This window comes from Pseudomonas sp. McL0111, from assembly GCF_052567255.1.
Genome location: NZ_CP199585.1, coordinates 3,102,147 through 3,119,887 on the forward strand (window position 1 = coordinate 3,102,147; position 17,741 = coordinate 3,119,887).

The following is a 17,741-nucleotide window of genomic DNA, read 5'->3' on the forward strand; positions in this document are numbered from 1 at the left end:
TTATGCTTTCAGGCCTTTCTCCCGCTGATTCCGAGCTGCCATGACCACCCTCATTCGTAACGCCATTCCTGCCGACCTTGATCGCTGCTACGCCATCGAGACCGTTGCCTATGAAGGCGACGAAGCGGCGACTCGCGAGAAGATCGCCAAGCGCATCGCCACCTGGCCGGACGGTTTCATCGTTGCCGAAGTGGATGGCGTGGTCGCCGGTTTCGTCAACTCTGGCGCGGCGTTCGACGTGCAGATGTCCGACGAAGACTTCAAGGAACTGATCGGCCACGACCCGGCCGGGCCGAACGTGGTGATCATGTCGGTGGTGGTGCACCCGGATTATCAGGGCCAGGGTCTGGCCAAGCGTTTGATGGGCGAATTCATCGAGCGCATGCGCGGTCTGAACAAGGCGACGATTCACCTGATGTGCAAAGAACAGCATGTGCCGCTGTACGCCGGGTTCGGCTTTGCCTACATCAAACCATCCGAATCCGACCACGGCGGCATGGCGTGGCACGAGATGATCCTGACCCTCTGAATCAACGCCGATCAAAACTGTAGGAGTGAGCCTGCTCGCGATAGCGGTAAATCAGCCATCACATCTTGTTGACTGACACGGCCTCATCGCGAGCAGGCTCACTCCTACAGGGGGTCCACTCGGGATCAATAAAGTGTTTCGCGCACCCGGATCGGGGCTTCGCGGTCGTAGGTTTCAGCGTCGAACTGGCCGTCGTTCAGGCGTTTGTGGAAAGCAACGCCTGCGCTCGGCAGGGCTTCGATTGATTCAGAAAAACAGGCCCATGCGCCGTTCGTAACCGATCCGGCCCTTGTACGCCTCGCCGCTGTCGACATAACCATGTTTGGCATACAGCGCGATGGCTGCGTTGTTATCCGCATCCACCGACAATTCCAGTCCCTTGATTTCCGGCCACGCCTGGCGCGCAACTTCCGGCAGTGCCAGCAAACAGGCTTTGCCGTAACCCTTGCCCTGTGCCCGACGATCAACCTGCAACGCATGCAATGTGGCGCTGTGTTCATCGGCCCAGGCCGGCAACACGGGCGGGCGCTTGAGCAACAGAAATGCCACCGGCACATCATCCGCCAACAGCGCAAAACCCTTCACGCCGGGGCCGGGTTTCGACAGCAACGAGTGCAGCGCGCCGTGGATATCACCAGAGAACTTGATCTGCTCGGCGTGGACTTCAATCGCCTCGACCTGCTGCCGCTGTTGAGCATTCAGGACTTCGTACGGGACCAGTCGGGATGACACGGGAATTTCCTTTTTCCTACAGAGATAAGTACGAATTCTATCGACTTTGTTCTCAACGGAAATTTTTTGTTTCGCCTGTCGATTTGCCAATTTGCCGAACGACTAAGGGTGTCTTCACAACAACAATCACGGAGAACACCATGAGCGCACAAAGCGAAATCCAGACCCTGATCGACACTTACCGTCAGGCAGTCATGACCAAGGATGTGGAAAAAGTCATGGCCCTGTACGCCGACGATATCCTTTCGTTCGATGCCATCAAGGCCCTGCAATTCAAGGGCAAAGCGGCCTATCGCAAGCATTGGGTCGATTGCATGGAAATGTGCCCGGGCCCGCACATTTTCGAGTTCCACGAAATTGCCATCGAGACCGCCGATAACCTCGCCTTCGCGCATTGGGTCGCCAATTGCGGCGGCACCAATGACAAGGGCGAAACCCAGAGTTGCTGGATGCGCGCCACCGCGTGTTATCGACAAGTCGGTGGGGTGTGGAAAATCGCCCATGAACACTGGTCGGCTCCGTTCGATCCGATGAGCGGCGCAACCCTGTTTGATGTGCAACCCTGATCTTCAGCCATAGTTGATCCGTTCGATTCAGGAGAAAGCCATGAAGTATTTATGCTTGGTCTACAGCGATGAGCGCCTGCTGCATTCGCTGCCCGACAGCCCGGAAGACGCCGAATGTTGGGCCTACGCCGAGTCGGTGCAGGGCAGTGGCCGGATGGTTGCTGCCGAGGCTTTGGAGTCGGTGCAGACCGCCACCACGGTGCGCATGCGCAACGGCAAACTGTCGATCACCGACGGCCCGTTTGCTGAAACCAAGGAGCAGTTGGCGGGCTTCTACCTGATCGAGGCCAAGGATCTCAATGAAGCGATCCAGGTCGCCGGGGACATTCCAGCGGCACGGGTCGGCAGCGTTGAAGTGCGCCCCGTGCGCCAGTTGAATGTCTGAGGTAAAGGCGCGGGTCGAGCAGGTCTATCGCGAAGACTCGCGGCGGATTCTGGCGACGCTGATTCGTCTGCTCGGTGATTTTGACCTCGCTGAAGAGGCCTTGCATGAGGCGTTCTTCATCGCGGTCGAACGCTGGCAGCGTGACGGCGTGCCGGACAATCCGCGCACCTGGCTGGTGTCCACCGGACGCTTCAAAGCCATTGACGTGTTGCGCCGACGGGCACGATTCAAGGCGTCGCAACCGTTGCTGCTGGCGCAACTCGAAGAGCTGGAACAGGCCGACTGGAGCGACGAGGATCTGGAGGACGATCGTCTGCGGCTGATCTTCACCTGCTGCCACCCGGCGCTGGCGGCGGATGCGCAAGTCCCGCTGACCCTGCGCGAAGTCTGCGACCTGACCACCGAGGAAATCGCCCGTGCATTTCTCTCGGCGCCGGCGGCAATTGCCCAGCGCATCGTCCGCGCCAAGGCGAAAATCCGTGACGCGAAAATCCCTTATCAAGTGCCGAGCCTGAGCGAATTGCCCGAGCGGCTCGACAGTGTGCTGCGGGTGATTTATCTGGTGTTCAACGAAGGTTATTCGGCGTCGATGGGCGACGAGTTGATCCGCGAGGATCTGACCCGCGAGGCGATCCGGCTCGGGCGTTTGCTGATGGAGTTGCTGCCGGAAGCGGAGGTCATGGGCCTGTTGGCGCTGATGTTGTTGCACGAGTCACGGCGCCCGGCGCGCACCTCGGCGGACGGTGAGTTGGTTCTGCTGGATGATCAGGATCGCTCGTTGTGGGATACCGAGTTGATTGCCGAGGGTGGTGCGCTGGTCGAGCGGGCGCTGACCACGCGACGGTTCGGGCCGTACTCGTTGCAGGCGGCGATTGCTGCGGTGCATGCCGAGGCGCCGTCAGCGGCGGAAACGGATTGGGAGCAGATTGTTGGCTTGTATGACGTGCTGCTGCGGGCGATGCCGTCGCCGGTGATCGAGTTGAATCGAGCGGTGGCGGTGGCCAAGCGTGATGGAGCGTTGGCTGGATTGACGCTGATTGAAGCGATTCTCGATCGTGGCGAGTTGCAGGATTACCACTTGGCGCACTCGGCGCGGGCGGAATTTTGTCGGCAGTTGGGGCGGGTGGAGGAGGCGAGGGCTGCTTATCGGCGAGCGCTGGAATTGACCCGGCAGGCGCCGGAGCGGCGGTTTATCGAGGCGCGGTTGAAGGCACTGGTTTGATCCGAAATTGTTACTGGCAGTGATGGCCTCTTCGCGGGCAAGCCCGCTCCCACAGGTATCGTGGTGCTCACAAATGTTGTGAACGACTTCAATCACTCCTACAGGTTTTGTGGCTGTACCTGAATTCTGTGAACGACTTGAATCCCTGTGGGAGCGGGCTTGCCCGCGATGATGCCGGTACATTCAGCATCGTTTCAGCCTGATCCAACGCAATCGCGAGCAGGCTCACTCCTACAGGTTTTGTGGCTGTACCTGAATTCTGTGAACGACTTGAATCCCTGTGGGAGCGGGCTTGCCCGCGATGATGCCGGTACATTCAGCATCGTTTCAGCCTGATCCAGCGCAATCGCGAGCAGGCTCACTCCTACAGGTTCTGTGGCTGTACCTGAATTCTGTGAACGACTTGAATCCCTGTGGGAGCGGGCTTGCCCGCGATGATGCCGGTACATTCAGCATCGTCTCAGCCTGATACAACGCAATCGCGAGCAGGCTCACTCCTACAGGTTCTGTGGCTGTACCTGAATTCTGTGAACGACTTGAATCCCTGTGGGAGCGGGCTTGCCCGCGATGATGCCGGCACATTCAGCATCGTTTCAGCCTGATCCAGCGCAATCGCGAGCAGGCTCACTCCTACAGGTTCTGTGGATGTACCTGGATTCTGTGTACACCATCAATCACTGTGGGAGCGGGCTTGCCCGCGAAGAGGCCCGTCAGGACAACATCGATGAATCAGGCCTGCTGCCGAGTTGCGGCCAGCACAATCTCGCGAATACATACGTTCTGCGGTTGCTCGTACGCATAGGCAATCGCCGTCGCCACATCCTCGGCACTCAATACCGTCCCGCCCATCTCTTGCTTCCAGGCCTGATACCCGGTCTTGATCGACTCATCCGTGGTGTGGCTCAACAGCTCGGTTTCCACCGCGCCCGGGGCAATCGTCGTCACCCGCACGTTGTGCGGCGCCAGCTCTTCCCGCAGGTTTTCCGACAAACCATGCACGGCGAATTTGGTGCCGACGTACGCCACATGGTTGGGGAAAGTCTTGCGCCCGGCCACCGAGCTGACGTTGATGATCGTCCCGTGTTTACGCTCGACCATCCCCGCGACCACCGCGTGTACGCCGTTGAGCAAACCCTTTACGTTGACGTCGAGCATCTGGTCCCACTGCGCCGGGTCCTGTTTGCTCATCTCGCCGAGCAGCATCACTCCGGCGTTGTTGATCAGCGCATCAGCCGGGCCGAATTGCGCTTCGGCTTCAGCGACAGCCTTGAGCAACGTTTCGCGATCAGTGATATCGACCTGACGGCTCAAAGTGTTCGGCAATTCCAGCGCTTCAAGGCGTTCGACACGCCGCGCCAGCAACAGCAACGGATGGCCGGCAGCGCTCAAACGCCGGGCAGTGGCTTCGCCGATACCCGAACTGGCTCCGGTGATGATGATCAATGGCTTGCGCATGGCTGAACTCCTGAAATAAGAATTTCAAATGACTGACTGTTGGGCGCAGTATATTTAGCCCTGTCGAGGCTGAAAAATGCCTTATTCCTCTGTCTGCTATCGGAATTTCCTATGGATATTCGCCATCTCAAAGCCTTCCTTGCTGTGTTCGAGGAGCGCAACATCACCGCCGCCGCGCAACGTCTGTTCATCAGCCAGCCGACGCTGTCGGTGACGATCAAACAGCTGGAAGACGAACTCGGTGTGGCGCTGTTCGTACGTCAGCCACGCGGCGTGGAAGTCAGCGACGAAGCGCGGCTGTTGTATCCGCAGGCGCGGCGCATGGTGGCGGAATCCGAAGCCTTGAGCCGGATGTTTCGCGGGCGCGAAAACCGTGCGCCACTGACCCTTGGTATCGAGGGCGACATTGCGGCCGGGCATATCGAAGCGTTTGTGCGCATGGCGCATCAGGCGTTGCCGAATCTGTTGCTGACGCTGGAGGAGGGCTGCCACGGCGATGGTCGACTGGCGGTCGAGGAGATGTGCTGCGAGGACGAATTGTTCCTGCCGCTGTGGGAAGAACCCTATGTGATGGCGCTGCCGGTCGATCATTCGATGGCTTCGGCGCAGGCCGGTTGGGCGCCGATCGAGGACTGGATCACCTGCCCGAAACATCCGTCGCACCAGCGGTTGATGGCGTTGTACGGGCGCTCGCCGCAAGCGGTGGCGGGGCATGCCGGGTCGTTGCAACAGGCGCTGCACATGGTCGCTGCCGGTGTTGGCGTGGCGATGTTGCCGCAGTCATTGGTCAGCGGGCATGCGCGGGTGCAGGTGCGGGCGCTGCACCTGCCGGCACCGACTCGGCGGGTGGGATTGTGTTATGCGGCGCAGGCGCTGGAGTTGCCGGCAATGCGCGGGTTGCATGAGTTTTTTCAGGTGAATCGGCCAGTGGCAATCGAAGCCGCCTGATTCATTCCAGCATCTTGCTGAGCAACCAGCTCCCCGCCGGCCCCGGCGGATACTGCCGCGACCACAGCGCATCGACAAACACCGGTTTCGGCCAGCCGCGCACGGTCAGTTCCACCAGCGAGCCATTGCCGAAACGTCCCACCAGCCAGCGCGGCAGTGGCGCCCAGCCGAAACCCATTTCCGCCATTTCCATCAACATCAGATAACTCGGCGCCGACCACACCCTGCCCTTGGCCCGGCTGTCGTACGGATTGACGATGGTCGCCAGACGTAATTCCCGATGCAGCTCCAGCATTGACTGGTCGATGTTTTCCGCTGTCGCCAACGAATGCTCACGGCTGGCGAACAGTGCGATATCAGTACGCTCGGCGACGGTCGAAGTCACCAGATCCGCCGGATAGCTGTCCTGCATTTCGGCAAACGCCAGATGCGCCCGGCCACGCTGCACCAACTCGATCAGGTCATCGCATTCGGCAATCAGACATTCGAGTTCCAGGTCGGGATAGCGCTGTTCGAATCCCACCAGCGCCGCTTCGAAACGTGCCGATTGATAAGTGTCGGAAATCGCCACGGTCAGTTTCGGCTCGACGCCCTGGGCCAATTGGCGGGCGGTCATTTCCAGGCGACTGTTGGCCGCCAGAATCGCCTCGGCCCGTTGCAGCATGACGTGTCCGGCCGGGGTCAGGGTCGGTTTGCGGCTGCTGCGGTCGAACAGGATCAGATCGAGATCGATCTCCAGGCTCGCCACTGCCGCACTGATGGTCGACTGACTGCGCCCCAGTTTGCGCGCCGCTGCCGAGAAAGATCCCTGAGTCGCCGCTTGAACGAATGCCAGCAACACTTCTTGCGAGGCCATGAACTATCGCCTTGATCGATGGTTATTGGTTATGAAGTATCGGTGCGAGGGTGGATCATGGCAACCATCTTCACTCAAGGAGTCAGACCATGACTGCCAATAAATCCATCGTTGAACGTATTTTTCAGGCCATCGGTTTCGAACTGCTGGCGATCATTATCTGTACGCCGTTGCTGGCATGGATCATGGACAAACCGATGCTGGAGATGGGCGCGGTGACTGTGCTGATTGCCATGCTCGCACTGGGCTGGAACGTGGTGTTCAACGGCTTTTTCGACCGTGCGTTGAAGCGCCTGAACATCGCACACAACGGCTGGACCCGGGTGGTTCACGCGTTGCTGTTTGAGGGCGGATTGATCGTGATGGGCGTGCCGCTGATTGCCTGGTGGCTGTCGGTCAGCTTGTGGCAGGCGTTCCTGCTGGATATCGGCGTCCTGATGTTCTTCCTGCCGTACACCTACGTGTATCACTGGGGGTATGACGTGGTGCGTGAGCGAGTGTTGATGGCCCGCACCGCCTAAGTTGCAACCTACGACCTGTGGCGAGGGGATTTATCCCCGTCGGGTTGCGCAGCAGCCCCAGAAAATGGGCCTGCTGCGCAGTCCAACGGGGATAAATCCCCTCGCCACAATTACATCATTCAGCCTTGCGATCAGAGGAACATCCCGCCCGACGCTTCAACGCGCTGGCCATTGATCCACTGCGCCCCCGGCGACAGCAACAGCGCCAGCGCCCCGCCAATATCATCCGGCTGACCGGCGCGGCCCAGCGCAGTGTTGTCGGCGACCATCGCATTTACCGCAGCGTTATCGCGCACGGTGCCACCGCCAAAATCAGTCTCGATGGCGCCCGGCGCCAGGGTGTTCACGGTGATCAGCCGTGCGCCCAGCTCCTTGGCCTGATAACGAGTCAGCACTTCAATCGCGCCTTTCATTGCCGCATAGGCGCTGGCGCCGGGGATGCTGAAACGGGCGAGGCCGCTGGAGACGTTGATGATCCGCCCGCCGTCGTTGATCAGCGGCAACAGTTGCTGGGTCAGAAAGAACGGCCCTTTGAAATGCACATTCATCAGCATGTCGAATTGCTCACGAGTGGTCTCGGCGAAACTCACATGCAAACCAACGCCTGCGTTATTGATCAGAAAGTCGAAACGCTGACGTTCAAACGTCTGCTGCAACGCCTGTTCGACCTGCGCACCGAACGCCGCGAAGCTCTCGCTGTTGCCAACATCCAGTTGCAGCATCACGGCTTTGACGCCAATTTTTTCCAGTTCAACGACCAGCGCCAGCGCTTCATCAGAACGGCTGTGATAAGTGCCGATGATGTCCACGCCCTGAGCGGCGAGGTGCAGCGCGGCGTTCTTGCCCAAGCCACGGCTGGCACCGGTGATCAATGCGATTTTGCGATTCATGGGACTTCCTCGATTGCGATGAGTGGTGATGGGACAAAGTTTATTTATCCGCCGTGGGGTGATAAACAGACTGAAAGCGGAATCACTGATCGGATCAGCCGAACAATCAAAAGGTGCGCAAATGAACAAACTGGAACTGCTGCGCACCTTCGTGCGAGTCAGCGAGTTGTCGAGTTTCACGCTGGCTGGCGAGAGTCTTGGCTTGCCGCGTTCGACCGTGTCCGAGCATGTGCAGGCGCTGGAAGCTTTGCTTGGCACGCGTCTGCTGCAACGCACCACGCGCAAGGTGCAGGCGACGCAGGATGGATTGGTGTTGTACGAACGCAGCAAGGATCTGCTGTCGCACATGGACGAGATCGAAGGGCTGTTTCGTCAGGACGCAGCCTCGCTGACCGGGCGGGTGCGCATCGACATGCCGAACATTCTGTCGCGGCGTCTGGTGATGCCGCGGCTGCCGGAGTTCATGGCGCGGCACCCGAATCTGGAGCTGGAAATCAGCAGCACGGATCGCCGTGTCGATCTGCTCAGCGAGGGTTTTGACTGTGTGGTGCGCATTGGCGCGCAACCGGACCAATCGGTGGTGGCGCGCCACTTGGGTGACTTTACCATGATCAACTGCGCCAGCCCTGCTTATTTGGCGCGCTATGGCGTGCCGCAGACCGTGGGGGATCTCGCGCAGCATCGGCTGGTGCATTACGTCGGCGTGCTGGGTTCGCGTTCGGAAGGGTTTGTCTACGAGGAAGCGGGGCAGATTCACCGGGTGGCGATGGCGGGTAGCGTGACGGTCAACAGCACCGATGCTTATGAGTCGGCGTGTCTGGGTGGTTTCGGCCTGATTCAGGTGCCGCGTACTGGACTGAATGCGCATCTTGAGAGCGGTGAACTGGTGACGGTGCTGCCGCAATTCACTGCGCCGGCGATGAGCATTTCACTGCTGTATGCGCGGCAACGACATCTGCCGTTGCGGGTGCGGGTGTTCATGGATTGGCTGGGGAACCTGATCCAGTCAACCCTTTGAGCGACACCATAAACCACTGTGGGAGCGGGCTTGCCCGCGATAGGGCCATCACATCCGACATCAATGTTGACTGTCAGGCCGTCATCGCTGGCAAGCCAGCTCCCACAGGTTTTTCTGGCGATCTAAAAGATCTGGGTGAACAGCCAATAGAGGCTGCCTGACAGCAAAATAGCCGCCGGCAGGGTCAGCACCCACGCCATCAGCAGATTGCGGATGGTCTTCATCTGCAAGCCACCACCGTTGGCGACCATGGTCCCGGCCACACCCGACGACAACACATGCGTGGTCGACACTGGCAAGCCGAACATGTCCGCAGCGCCGATGGTCAGCATCGCCACGGTTTCCGCTGATGCGCCTTGAGCGTAAGTCAGGTGCGTTTTGCCGATCTTCTCACCGACCGTGACCACGATGCGTTTCCAGCCAACCATGGTGCCCAGCCCCAACGCAATCGCCACGGCGATCTTCACCCACAGCGGAATGAACCGCGTGGCATTGTCGATCTGTTGCTTGAACAATTGCAGCTTGCCGCTGGTATCGGCGTCGAAGTTGCCGACCTTGTTCTTGTCCATCAGGCGAATCGATTCGCTGGCCAGGTACATGTCGTTGCGCACGTTGCCCATCGCCTCAGCGGGGACTTTCGACAGTGAACCGTAACCTTTGACCTCTTCGCCAATGTGCCCGGCGAGGGCGGCGAGAGCGGGGATCAGTTGCGGGGTGACTTCCTTGCTGCGCACGTAATCCGAGAGGATCGGACGCGGATCGGCCGGCGCTGGCAGCGGCGCACTTTTCACCAGCGCTTGCTGAGTGACCTCGGCGACGGCGGCGAACTGCAACGCCTGATCGGCGGGCATGGTGCGGTTCAGCGCATACGCCATCGGCAGGGTGCCGACCAGAATCAGCATGATCAAACCCATGCCTTTCTGACCGTCGTTGGAACCGTGGGCAAACGACACGCCAGTGCAGGTCAGAATCAGCAAACCACGAATCCACCACGGTGGCGGAGTGTTGCCTTCGGGCGCCTTGTACAGCGCACGATTCTTGACGAACGCGCGCAGCGCCAGCAGCAACAGCGCAGCAAAACCGAAACCCACCAGCGGCGACAACAGCAAGGCGTAACCGATCTTGGTCGCCTGCGCCCAGTCCACGCCGCTGGTGCCGTCGCGGCCATGCATCAAGGCGTTGGCCACGCCGACGCCGATGATCGAACCGATCAACGTGTGCGACGAGGACGCCGGCAAACCCAGCCACCAGGTGCCGAGGTTCCACAGAATTGCCGCGATCAGCAGGGCGAAGATCATCGCGAAACCGGCGGACGAACCGACTTGCAGAATCAACTCCACCGGCAGCAGCGCGATGATGCCAAACGCTACTGCACCACTCGAAAGCAGCACGCCGAGGAAGTTGAAGAACCCCGACCAGACCACCGCAAAATGTGGCGGCAGCGAGTGGGTGTAAATCACCGTCGCCACTGCGTTGGCGGTGTCATGGAAACCGTTGACGAACTCGAAACCCAGCGCGATCAACAGCGCCACACCGAGCAGCAGAAACGGCGTCCAGGTCGTCACTACCGTGCCGAGTTCGTGCATGTCGTGCATCAGGCTGTAGGCGGTAAACAGCAACCCCATCGCCAGTACCGCGAAAAAGATCACGTAGGTGAACGGGCCGGATTTTTTATCGAGAGCCGGTCTGCCGCTGGGGGCAGACGCTTGGCTGGCGGTCAGGGAAGGAGTAGCCATGAGCGGACAATCCTGAGCGAGGGAAGGAGTGTCGCCCATGATCGTTGCAGAATGTTACAGAGAGACTGCGTCAGATCAGTGTTTGGCCGATTAGTCTGACCACAGATCCGAAGGAGAACGCAGAGCCAGTGTGGGAGCGAGCTTGCTCGCGAAGACGGAGTGTCAGACACCATCATTGTTAATGACACACCGCTTTCGCGAGCAAGCTCGCTCCCACAGGGGAACTGTAGTGAGGCATCCATTGTGGAGTCAGTAATCCCCTCTTTTACGAAACGCCCAACGCCCCGCTATCACCGTAAACGTCGCCACCAGCGCAACCAATATCCAGAACCCCTCCGGGTCCTGCGATAACGGCACACCCCCAACGTTCATCCCGAAAAAACCGGCAATGATGTTGATCGGCAACGCCAGTACCGTCACCACGGTCAAGGTAAACAGCGTGCGGTTGCTCTGTTCGTTGAGGTTGGCGGCGATCTCTTCCTGCAACAGCTTGATCCGCTCACCGAGCGCGGTGAGGTCGTTGATGATCAGCGCAAACTCTTCGGTGGATTTGCGCAGTTCCTTGACGTCCTCCTTCTGCAACCAGGCTGGTGGGCGATTGAGCAGGCGCAGCAGAGAGCCCGGTTCCAGCGCCAGCAACCGTTGCAGGCGCACCAGCACCCGGCGATTGGCACCCAGTTCGGCGCGATTGGTCGAGGGCCGCGAGGAGAGCAATTCGTCCTCGACCTGATCGACGCTGAGGCTGGTCTTGCGCACGATCTGCGTCAGCACTTCGCCCTGATCGCGCAGCAGGTGCACGAGCAATTCCAGCGGTGAACGAAAGCGCTCGCCGGCCTTCACCGACGAGCGCAGCTTGTCCACCGAGTGCAGCGGTTGCAGGCGTGCGCTGACGATCAGTTTGCTGCGCGCACAAACCCACAGCGTCGACACGTCCGAAGAAACCATGCTGCTGAGGTTGAACACCACATCGTTAACCACCGCCAGCAGCGCCGAATCGACATGCTCGATACGCGTCGAACGCGAACCTTCGTGCAACGCCTCGAAAAACTCATCGGGCAATTGCAGATGACTTTTCATCCAGCGCTCGCAGGCAGCGTGAGCCAGGTTGAGGTGCAGCCAGAGGAATTCTTCGCTGTCGCTGTCGTCCTGCAAGCAGCGCAACGCGGTCGCCGAATCGACTTCACGGCCACGTTCACCGGGCAGAAAACGAAAGCCGTAGAGCAGGCCAAACAGATCAGGATCGCGATGACTTTGGTCGAGGCTGTGGTTCATGGAGGCTCGCTGCGAAGAGGGGCGCCGGTCGCGGGAATGGCAGGTTCACTGAGCCGCATCATCGCAAGCGGATATGACGCTTATGTGACAGCAAAATGACGTCAAATCAGCGGCTTGCCGACGGTCGGATAGTTTCTCAAGAAGCGCTCTGGCGCGCCGATTACAGGTGCATTAGGTTGCGCGCCATTGGTCAGAAGCCAAGGTTCGCCGACAGGGAAGTCCGGCCACTTTTCACGCCTTATCCGGGCGTGCCTCATCCCTGTCATGAGTACCTGCGATGCTGCAAAAATCCCTGAGAGCGCAAATTCTCGCCCTGCTGAGCGGTAGCCTGTTGGCGATGCTGTTGATCGCGCTGGCCTGTTTTCATTTCCTGTCCAACGGCGTGCAAAGCTACAGCCAGTTGATCGCCGGCCCGTTACACACTTCGCAGTTGATTGATGAAGCCAACCTGCAATTCAAGGTGCAGGTGCAGGAATGGAAAAACGTTCTGTTGCGCGGCAAGCAGCCGGCAGACCTGGCCAAATACTGGAGCCAGTTCGAAGAGCGTCAGCGCGATGTGCAGAATATCCTCGGTGAACTGGCCAGCCAGAAAGGCATCGAGCCAGCGCTGAAAACCCGCATCGAACGTCTGCGTGACGAACACCGCCAACTCGGTGCCGCCTACCAGAAGGGCCGTGACGCCTACGTGGCCGCCGGTGGCGATCCGACCGCTGGCGACAATGCCGTCAAAGGCGTGGACCGCGCGACCAGCGATCAAATGAGCGAACTGGTTGCCCAACTGCGCCAGCAAGGTAACGAACAATCGACGCTGATCAGCGCCAGTGCTGATCGCACCGTATTGCTCGGGTTGCTGGTGATGCTCGGTTCCGGGCTGCTGATCGGTCTGCTCAGCCTGTGGCTGGTCAACCGCAATCTGGTCGAGCCGATTCGCAAATTGATCGACTATGTCAGTCAGTTGAGCCGAGGTCGTCTGGCCGAGCGTGTGGTCAGCGAGCGTCAGGACGAATTGGGCAACCTCGCCGCTGCGGCCAATACCCTGCGTGATTTCCTCGCTGAAACCTTCACCCGTTTGCAGCGCAGCGCCAGCGATCTGGACAGCGCCAGCGGGGAGCTGAATGCCATTGCCACCACCATGGCCGGCGGCACCAACGAACAGTTCAACCGCACCGATCAGGTGGCCACGGCAATGAACGAAATGTCCGCCACTGCCCAGGAAGTCGCCCGTCACGCCGCCGATGCCGCACGTGCCGCCGACGACGCTGATCAGAACGCCCAGCAGGGTGAAAAGGTCATGCAGAGCACCATCCACACCATCACCCAGATGCGCAGCGAAATCACCAACACCGCCACGGTCATCCGTCGTCTGGAAGCTGACAGCGGCCGCATTGGCAAAGTGCTGGAAGTGATTCGCGGGATCGCCGAACAGACCAACCTGCTGGCGCTCAACGCGGCCATCGAAGCGGCGCGGGCTGGTGAGGCCGGGCGTGGTTTTGCGGTGGTTGCCGATGAAGTGCGCAGCCTTGCGCAACGTACGGCAGCGTCGATCATCGAGATCAATCAGATCATCCAGACCGTGCAAACCGGTGCCGTGGACGCCGCACAAGCCATCGAAAGCGGCCAAACGCGTAGCGATGAAAGTGTCGAGCAAGTGACCCAGGCCGGCGCAATGCTGGAGCGCATCACCCACGCCGTGGAAGCGATTCGCGACATGAACCGCCAGATCGCCACCGCCGCCGAAGAGCAGACCTCGGTAGCGGAAGACATCTCGCGCAACCTGACCGAGATCACCTCGATTGCCAGCACCAACCTCGACAACGTGCAGCGCACCGAAGCGGCGAGCCAGAACCTGCATGGCCTGTCCGGGCAACTCAACGAGGTCACCGCTCGCCTGAGCGCCTGACCCGTCGACTGTGTACCGACGCCGATACCGAGTCGGTACACAGTCGATCTCAAATTGCGGCGACCATGGTCGATGACCGGTTATCTATAACCGGCATTGGAGCCATTCCATGGTCAGCATCACTTCAGTTTCGATCAACCAGACCCTCAGCACACCGACCAGCAAAACCGCGATCAGCGATGTCGGTGACGACACGTCCACCACCAGCGCGACGGCGAGCAGCGGCACCACGGCTGATACCGGCAAAGCCGCAGCGGGCGGCGCGGCGCCTGCGGGTGGTGGCAGCTCCAGCACTAGCGAAGAGTCGGATTCGGTCAAGGAACTGCGCAAGCAGATCGCCGAGCTGCAAAAGCAATTGCAGGAAGAACAGCAAGCGCTGCAAGCGGCCCAGGCAAAGCAGGAAAGCTCTGACGCCAAGGCGACCGAAGTAGCCGCCGCCGAGTCGCAGATCACCGCCACCTCAGCTTCGCTGCAAACCGCTACGGCGTCGTTGCTTCAGGCCTTGCAGGACTCCGGCAGCAGCAGCTCGGGCTCGTTGGTGAGCACGTCAGCCTGACATCCAAAAAACACCACAATCCCAATGTGGGAGCGAGCTTGCTCGCGAAAGCGTCGTGTCAGTCGCCATCATCGTTTAATGACACAGCGTCTTCGCGAGCAAGCTCGCTCCCACACGGGTATTGGGTTGATCAGGGAATAATTGGCAGGCTAAAGGTGAACGTCGTGCCGTGCTCGGTGTTCGAGGTTACGTCCATCCGCCCGCCGTGGGATTTGGCGATCTGGCTGACGATATACAAGCCCAGTCCAAGGCCGGCTTGCGGCGTGTTGCCGACCGGGCGCCGGCGTCGTTGCTTCAGGCCTTGCAGGATTCCGGCAGCAGCTCCGCCTGATAATCCTAGGAACACCACAATCCCAATGTGGGAGCGAGCTTGCTCGCGAAGGCGTCGTGTCAGTCGCCATCATCGTTTAATGACACACCGCTTTCGCGAGCAAGCTCGCTCCCACAAGGGTATTGGGTTGATCAGGGGATGATTGGCAGGCTGAAGGTGAACGTCGTGCCGTGCTCGGTGTTCGAGGTTACGTCCATCCGCCCGCCGTGGGATTTGGCGATCTGGCTGACGATATACAAGCCCAGTCCAAGGCCGGCTTGCGGCGTGTTGCCGACCGGGCGCGAGTAGGGGTGGAACAGGTGCGGCAGTGCCTTGTCATCGACGGTGCCGGTGTTCTTCACGGTCAGCAGAAACTGCCCGGCATCGATCCGCGCGCAGACTTCGATGGCGCCGTTCGGATCGCCATGGGCCACCGCATTGGCCAGCAGGTTCGATAACAACTGGCCGAGCCGCTCGCGGTCGCAATCGAGCGCTGGCAACTCGTCGAAAGTCGCCAGAATGCGGCGCCCGGGATGCACATTGTGAATTTCGCTGATCACATGTTCCAGCAGCGGACGCAGGTCGGCGCAGTGCTGGCGTTGCAGCGGAATACCGCCGCCCAGACGCCCACGGGCAAAGTCGAGCACGTCATCCACCAGCCGTGTCGCACGCTGGGCGCTGGTCAAAATCTGCCGCAGCCGCGTGGCAATCGCCGGTTCCGGTTGTTTGCGCAGAAGCATTTCGGTGCCGGCGCTGATGGCGAACAATGGATTGCGTAAGTCATGGCCGAGCACGGCGATGAATTGCTCGCGCAACTCGCTGGATTCGCGTTCATCCTGCAAGGCGATTTCAGTCAGTTGCAGGTTTTCCTCGGCCTCGATCTGCAACGCGAGCATCCGTGCAAAGGATTCCATGGTGCTCTGGATGTTGCTGGATTTGAGCTGCGCCGGAACCGGATCGAGGGCGCAGATCGTGCCGAAGAATCGTCCGTCAGTGCGGAATACCGGCACTGAAATGTAGCTTTCGAATTTGTACAGGCGTGGGGTGTGATGATCGCGGTAGAGCAGGTCTTCACTGGCCTTGTCGATCACCACCGACACATGCGACTGGCGGATTTCATGGCACAAGGTGGTGACCACATCCAGCTCACCGCCGACCTGCAAGCCAAATTCCAGCTGATCGAGCACCGCGCAGGTCGTCCACGAGTTCTCGGTCACCCGCGCCACTGCCGCGAAGCGCATGCCGGTCAGTTCGCGAATGACCTGCAAGATCGCCGGAACCGCGCTGATCCGTCCGATCGTCGCGATATCTGCCGCCGCTGTTTGCTCCATCCCCATCGCTTTCTTCTACCGTTGTGTCATCAGTCCACGGCAATACTAGCGGGCTGATCGGAGCTTGGCGCGCATTGATTGCAGGGCTGAAGCGATTCGCCTGATGCCAGACGCAAAAAAGCCGCACGATTCGAAAATCATGCGGCTTGGTGGCCAGCGCTATCTATCAAGTGTCTTGCTTGTTGCTCAGGACTTTGCCGGTGGTGGCATCGAAGTCCACGTCGAATTCCTTGCCATCCGGAGTACGCAGTTCAACTTCGTACTCATAACCGTTGAAGTGGTTGTCCAGGTCGGTGTCGGTGATGGTTGCACCCGGGTGCAGTTTCAGCGCTTCGGCGTTCATCGACTCCAGCGACTTGATTTTGCCGGACTTGATCAGTTCAGGGATCTGGTCGACGCGGACATCAGCCTGAGCCAGACCAGCAGTAAGAGTCAGGGCGGCAGCGGTAAACAGGGCAGTCAAAGTTTTCATCGGTTCGTTCCTTGGTGTCGAATGGGGTTGTGCTGTTTCAGTGGGGCCAGATTAACCAGCGCAACTTAATTCACCCTTAAAACCCCATTTCGATTGCGTCGTTTGTTCAATTGTTGCTGGTTGAACATTCGCATGCTGTGTCCTCGATCAATGGAGGTACACATGAAACGAATGATTGCCGGGTTATACGCGCCGCTGTTCTGGGGCGGATTTATTGGGGGCGCGCTGTGGTTGGCCGACGTTTCGACTTTGTGGTTGTTGCCGTTGTTTGGTGTCGCGCTGGCCGTTTCGTTTGTCGCGGAATGGGCGCTGCCCTATGAACCGTGCTGGAACCGGCCAGCCGGAGATCGGCGCCGCGACATCCTGCATGCACTGGTTAACGAAGCGTTGAACGCCGTGGGCTTGTTGGCATTGCCGGGACTGGCGGCACTGTTGGCAATCGACGGTGCGTGGCCGCGTGAATGGCCGCTGTGGCTGCAACTGGGGCTGGCGATTGTCATTGCCGATGCCGGTATCAGCCTGATGCATTACGCCAGTCATCGCGTGTCTTGGCTGTGGCGGTTACACGCGGTGCATCACAGTGTTGAACGTTTATATGGCTTCAACGGCTTGATGAAGCATCCGTTGCATCAACTGCTGGAGGCAACTTCCGGGCTGCTGCCATTGCTAATGCTGGGCATCCCGTCGCAGGTCGCGGCGCTGCTGGCGTTTGCCATCGCCATTCAACTGCTGTTGCAGCATTCGAACGTCGACATCCGCATGGGGCCATTGCGCTGGATTTTCGCCTGGGCGCCGCTGCATCGCTTTCATCACATGAAGTACGGGCGGGCAGGGGACGTCAATTTCGCGCTGTTCTTCAACGTGTGGGATTGGCTGTTGGGGACGGGGTTTTACACCCGCGAATATCAGATTCGCCAAGGCGATCTGGGGATTGGCAGTCGTGTGGATTTCCCTCGGGACTATTTGGCGCAACTGTTTGATCCGTTTGTAGCAGTGACGTTAAACCGCGAACCACCAGTGCCACCCGAACTGCGTCGGTGAA

At 59.7% G+C, this 17,741-nt stretch carries 18 protein-coding genes and 2 pseudogenes; 10 read left to right on the forward strand and 10 right to left on the reverse strand.

The features are described from left to right. Positions 1-40 precede the first annotated feature (40 nt). Positions 41-529, forward strand: a complete 489-nt coding sequence (locus ACTWLJ_RS14150) for a GNAT family N-acetyltransferase (protein WP_445181250.1) — start codon at positions 41-43, stop codon at positions 527-529. 125 nt (positions 530-654) lie between these two features. Here ACTWLJ_RS14150 and ACTWLJ_RS14155 read toward each other — a convergent pair. Further along, positions 655-765 (reverse strand): annotated as a pseudogene (locus tag ACTWLJ_RS14155) (pyridoxamine 5'-phosphate oxidase family protein); the annotation flags it as partial. Between the two features lie 10 nt (positions 766-775). Continuing rightward, positions 776-1,261 (reverse strand): GNAT family N-acetyltransferase, encoded by a 486-nt coding sequence (locus tag ACTWLJ_RS14160; RefSeq protein ID WP_445181251.1) that lies wholly within the window; start codon positions 1,259-1,261, stop codon positions 776-778. A 140-nt stretch (positions 1,262-1,401) separates the two neighbouring features. Here ACTWLJ_RS14160 and ACTWLJ_RS14165 point away from each other — a divergent pair, with 140 nt between their 5' ends. From ACTWLJ_RS14165 to ACTWLJ_RS14175, 3 genes are read left to right on the forward strand one after another with little or no spacing between them, the layout of a single operon-like run. Then, positions 1,402-1,827, forward strand: coding sequence for a YybH family protein (locus ACTWLJ_RS14165; protein WP_445181252.1), 426 nt, complete (start codon positions 1,402-1,404; stop codon positions 1,825-1,827). Between the two features lie 40 nt (positions 1,828-1,867). After that, positions 1,868-2,212 (forward strand): YciI family protein, encoded by a 345-nt coding sequence (locus ACTWLJ_RS14170; protein WP_401219715.1) that lies wholly within the window; start codon positions 1,868-1,870, stop codon positions 2,210-2,212. Continuing rightward, on the forward strand, positions 2,205-3,434 hold the full coding sequence (locus ACTWLJ_RS14175) for an RNA polymerase sigma factor (protein WP_445181253.1): 1,230 nt from the start codon (positions 2,205-2,207) through the stop codon (positions 3,432-3,434). Before ACTWLJ_RS14170 ends, ACTWLJ_RS14175 begins: the two co-directional genes overlap by 8 nt. A 729-nt stretch (positions 3,435-4,163) precedes the next feature. Here the strand turns inward: ACTWLJ_RS14175 and ACTWLJ_RS14180 are convergent. Continuing rightward, positions 4,164-4,889: an SDR family oxidoreductase gene (locus ACTWLJ_RS14180; RefSeq protein ID WP_445181254.1), complete on the reverse strand. Its 726-nt coding sequence runs from the start codon at positions 4,887-4,889 to the stop codon at positions 4,164-4,166. Between the two features lie 111 nt (positions 4,890-5,000). Here ACTWLJ_RS14180 and ACTWLJ_RS14185 point away from each other — a divergent pair, with 111 nt between their 5' ends. Beyond that, a complete protein-coding gene (locus tag ACTWLJ_RS14185) occupies positions 5,001-5,837 on the forward strand; it encodes a LysR family transcriptional regulator (RefSeq protein WP_445181255.1) in 837 nt (278 codons plus the stop codon). A 1-nt stretch (position 5,838) separates the two neighbouring features. Here the strand turns inward: ACTWLJ_RS14185 and ACTWLJ_RS14190 are convergent, their stop codons facing one another. Beyond that, the gene (locus ACTWLJ_RS14190; protein ID WP_401219727.1) at positions 5,839-6,693 is read right to left on the reverse strand and encodes a LysR family transcriptional regulator; all 855 of its coding nucleotides are present in this window, start codon (positions 6,691-6,693) and stop codon (positions 5,839-5,841) included. An 89-nt stretch (positions 6,694-6,782) separates the two neighbouring features. On the opposite strand from ACTWLJ_RS14190, the gene ACTWLJ_RS14195 reads away from it, so the two are divergent. Next, the gene (locus ACTWLJ_RS14195) at positions 6,783-7,214 is read left to right on the forward strand and encodes a multidrug/biocide efflux PACE transporter (protein ID WP_445181256.1); all 432 of its coding nucleotides are present in this window, start codon (positions 6,783-6,785) and stop codon (positions 7,212-7,214) included. Between the two features lie 131 nt (positions 7,215-7,345). On the opposite strand, the gene ACTWLJ_RS14200 is transcribed toward ACTWLJ_RS14195, so the two are convergent. Next, a complete protein-coding gene (locus tag ACTWLJ_RS14200) occupies positions 7,346-8,104 on the reverse strand; it encodes an SDR family NAD(P)-dependent oxidoreductase (protein ID WP_445181257.1) in 759 nt (252 codons plus the stop codon). Positions 8,105-8,225: 121 nt separating this feature from the next. On the opposite strand from ACTWLJ_RS14200, the gene ACTWLJ_RS14205 reads away from it, so the two are divergent. Beyond that, a complete protein-coding gene (locus tag ACTWLJ_RS14205; RefSeq protein WP_445181258.1) occupies positions 8,226-9,122 on the forward strand; it encodes a LysR family transcriptional regulator in 897 nt (298 codons plus the stop codon). A gap of 122 nt (positions 9,123-9,244) precedes the next feature. Here the strand turns inward: ACTWLJ_RS14205 and ACTWLJ_RS14210 are convergent, their stop codons facing one another. Beyond that, a complete protein-coding gene (locus ACTWLJ_RS14210; protein WP_445181259.1) occupies positions 9,245-10,858 on the reverse strand; it encodes an inorganic phosphate transporter in 1,614 nt (537 codons plus the stop codon). A 249-nt stretch (positions 10,859-11,107) separates the two neighbouring features. Further along, positions 11,108-12,130 carry a transporter gene (locus tag ACTWLJ_RS14215; RefSeq protein ID WP_401219739.1) on the reverse strand — a complete coding sequence of 341 codons (1,023 nt, stop codon included), beginning with the start codon at positions 12,128-12,130 and terminating at the stop codon, positions 11,108-11,110. A 277-nt stretch (positions 12,131-12,407) separates the two neighbouring features. Here ACTWLJ_RS14215 and ACTWLJ_RS14220 point away from each other — a divergent pair, with 277 nt between their 5' ends. Both ACTWLJ_RS14220 and ACTWLJ_RS14225 read left to right on the forward strand, forming a co-directional pair. Continuing rightward, positions 12,408-14,030: a methyl-accepting chemotaxis protein gene (locus ACTWLJ_RS14220; RefSeq protein WP_445181260.1), complete on the forward strand. Its 1,623-nt coding sequence runs from the start codon at positions 12,408-12,410 to the stop codon at positions 14,028-14,030. Positions 14,031-14,139: 109 nt separating this feature from the next. Next, entirely contained in the window at positions 14,140-14,586 is a 447-nt protein-coding gene (locus ACTWLJ_RS14225; RefSeq protein ID WP_445181261.1) for a hypothetical protein, read from the forward strand. A 130-nt stretch (positions 14,587-14,716) separates the two neighbouring features. Here the strand turns inward: ACTWLJ_RS14225 and ACTWLJ_RS14230 are convergent. The 3 genes and pseudogenes from ACTWLJ_RS14230 to ACTWLJ_RS14240 form a co-directional block, all read right to left on the reverse strand. Next, positions 14,717-14,866: pseudogene (locus tag ACTWLJ_RS14230) on the reverse strand (ATP-binding protein); the annotation flags it as partial. 182 nt (positions 14,867-15,048) lie between these two features. Then, complete coding sequence (locus ACTWLJ_RS14235; RefSeq protein WP_445181262.1) at positions 15,049-16,227, reverse strand: GAF domain-containing sensor histidine kinase; 1,179 nt, start codon at positions 16,225-16,227, stop codon at positions 15,049-15,051. A 166-nt stretch (positions 16,228-16,393) separates the two neighbouring features. After that, complete coding sequence (locus tag ACTWLJ_RS14240) at positions 16,394-16,699, reverse strand: PepSY domain-containing protein (RefSeq protein ID WP_445181263.1); 306 nt, start codon at positions 16,697-16,699, stop codon at positions 16,394-16,396. Between the two features lie 162 nt (positions 16,700-16,861). Between ACTWLJ_RS14240 and ACTWLJ_RS14245 the strand changes: the two genes are divergently transcribed. Further along, complete coding sequence (locus ACTWLJ_RS14245; protein WP_445181264.1) at positions 16,862-17,740, forward strand: sterol desaturase family protein; 879 nt, start codon at positions 16,862-16,864, stop codon at positions 17,738-17,740. The last annotated feature ends 1 nt before the right edge of the window (position 17,741 follow it).

Bases quoted from the DNA above. Each gene is read 5' to 3' on its own strand.
- ACTWLJ_RS14150 (WP_445181250.1), top strand. From the start codon at position 41: ATGACCACCCTCATTCGTAACGCCATTCCTGCCGACCTTGATCGCTGC.
- ACTWLJ_RS14165 (WP_445181252.1), top strand. From the start codon at position 1,402: ATGAGCGCACAAAGCGAAATCCAGACCCTGATCGACACTTACCGTCAG.
- ACTWLJ_RS14170 (WP_401219715.1), top strand. From the start codon at position 1,868: ATGAAGTATTTATGCTTGGTCTACAGCGATGAGCGCCTGCTGCATTCG.
- ACTWLJ_RS14175 (WP_445181253.1), top strand. From the start codon at position 2,205: ATGTCTGAGGTAAAGGCGCGGGTCGAGCAGGTCTATCGCGAAGACTCG.
- ACTWLJ_RS14180 (WP_445181254.1), bottom strand. From the start codon at position 4,889: ATGCGCAAGCCATTGATCATCATCACCGGAGCCAGTTCGGGTATCGGC.
- ACTWLJ_RS14185 (WP_445181255.1), top strand. From the start codon at position 5,001: ATGGATATTCGCCATCTCAAAGCCTTCCTTGCTGTGTTCGAGGAGCGC.
- ACTWLJ_RS14190 (WP_401219727.1), bottom strand. From the start codon at position 6,693: ATGGCCTCGCAAGAAGTGTTGCTGGCATTCGTTCAAGCGGCGACTCAG.
- ACTWLJ_RS14195 (WP_445181256.1), top strand. From the start codon at position 6,783: ATGACTGCCAATAAATCCATCGTTGAACGTATTTTTCAGGCCATCGGT.
- ACTWLJ_RS14200 (WP_445181257.1), bottom strand. From the start codon at position 8,104: ATGAATCGCAAAATCGCATTGATCACCGGTGCCAGCCGTGGCTTGGGC.
- ACTWLJ_RS14205 (WP_445181258.1), top strand. From the start codon at position 8,226: ATGAACAAACTGGAACTGCTGCGCACCTTCGTGCGAGTCAGCGAGTTG.
- ACTWLJ_RS14210 (WP_445181259.1), bottom strand. From the start codon at position 10,858: ATGGCTACTCCTTCCCTGACCGCCAGCCAAGCGTCTGCCCCCAGCGGC.
- ACTWLJ_RS14215 (WP_401219739.1), bottom strand. From the start codon at position 12,130: ATGAACCACAGCCTCGACCAAAGTCATCGCGATCCTGATCTGTTTGGC.
- ACTWLJ_RS14220 (WP_445181260.1), top strand. From the start codon at position 12,408: ATGCTGCAAAAATCCCTGAGAGCGCAAATTCTCGCCCTGCTGAGCGGT.
- ACTWLJ_RS14225 (WP_445181261.1), top strand. From the start codon at position 14,140: ATGGTCAGCATCACTTCAGTTTCGATCAACCAGACCCTCAGCACACCG.
- ACTWLJ_RS14235 (WP_445181262.1), bottom strand. From the start codon at position 16,227: ATGGAGCAAACAGCGGCGGCAGATATCGCGACGATCGGACGGATCAGC.
- ACTWLJ_RS14240 (WP_445181263.1), bottom strand. From the start codon at position 16,699: ATGAAAACTTTGACTGCCCTGTTTACCGCTGCCGCCCTGACTCTTACT.
- ACTWLJ_RS14245 (WP_445181264.1), top strand. From the start codon at position 16,862: ATGAAACGAATGATTGCCGGGTTATACGCGCCGCTGTTCTGGGGCGGA.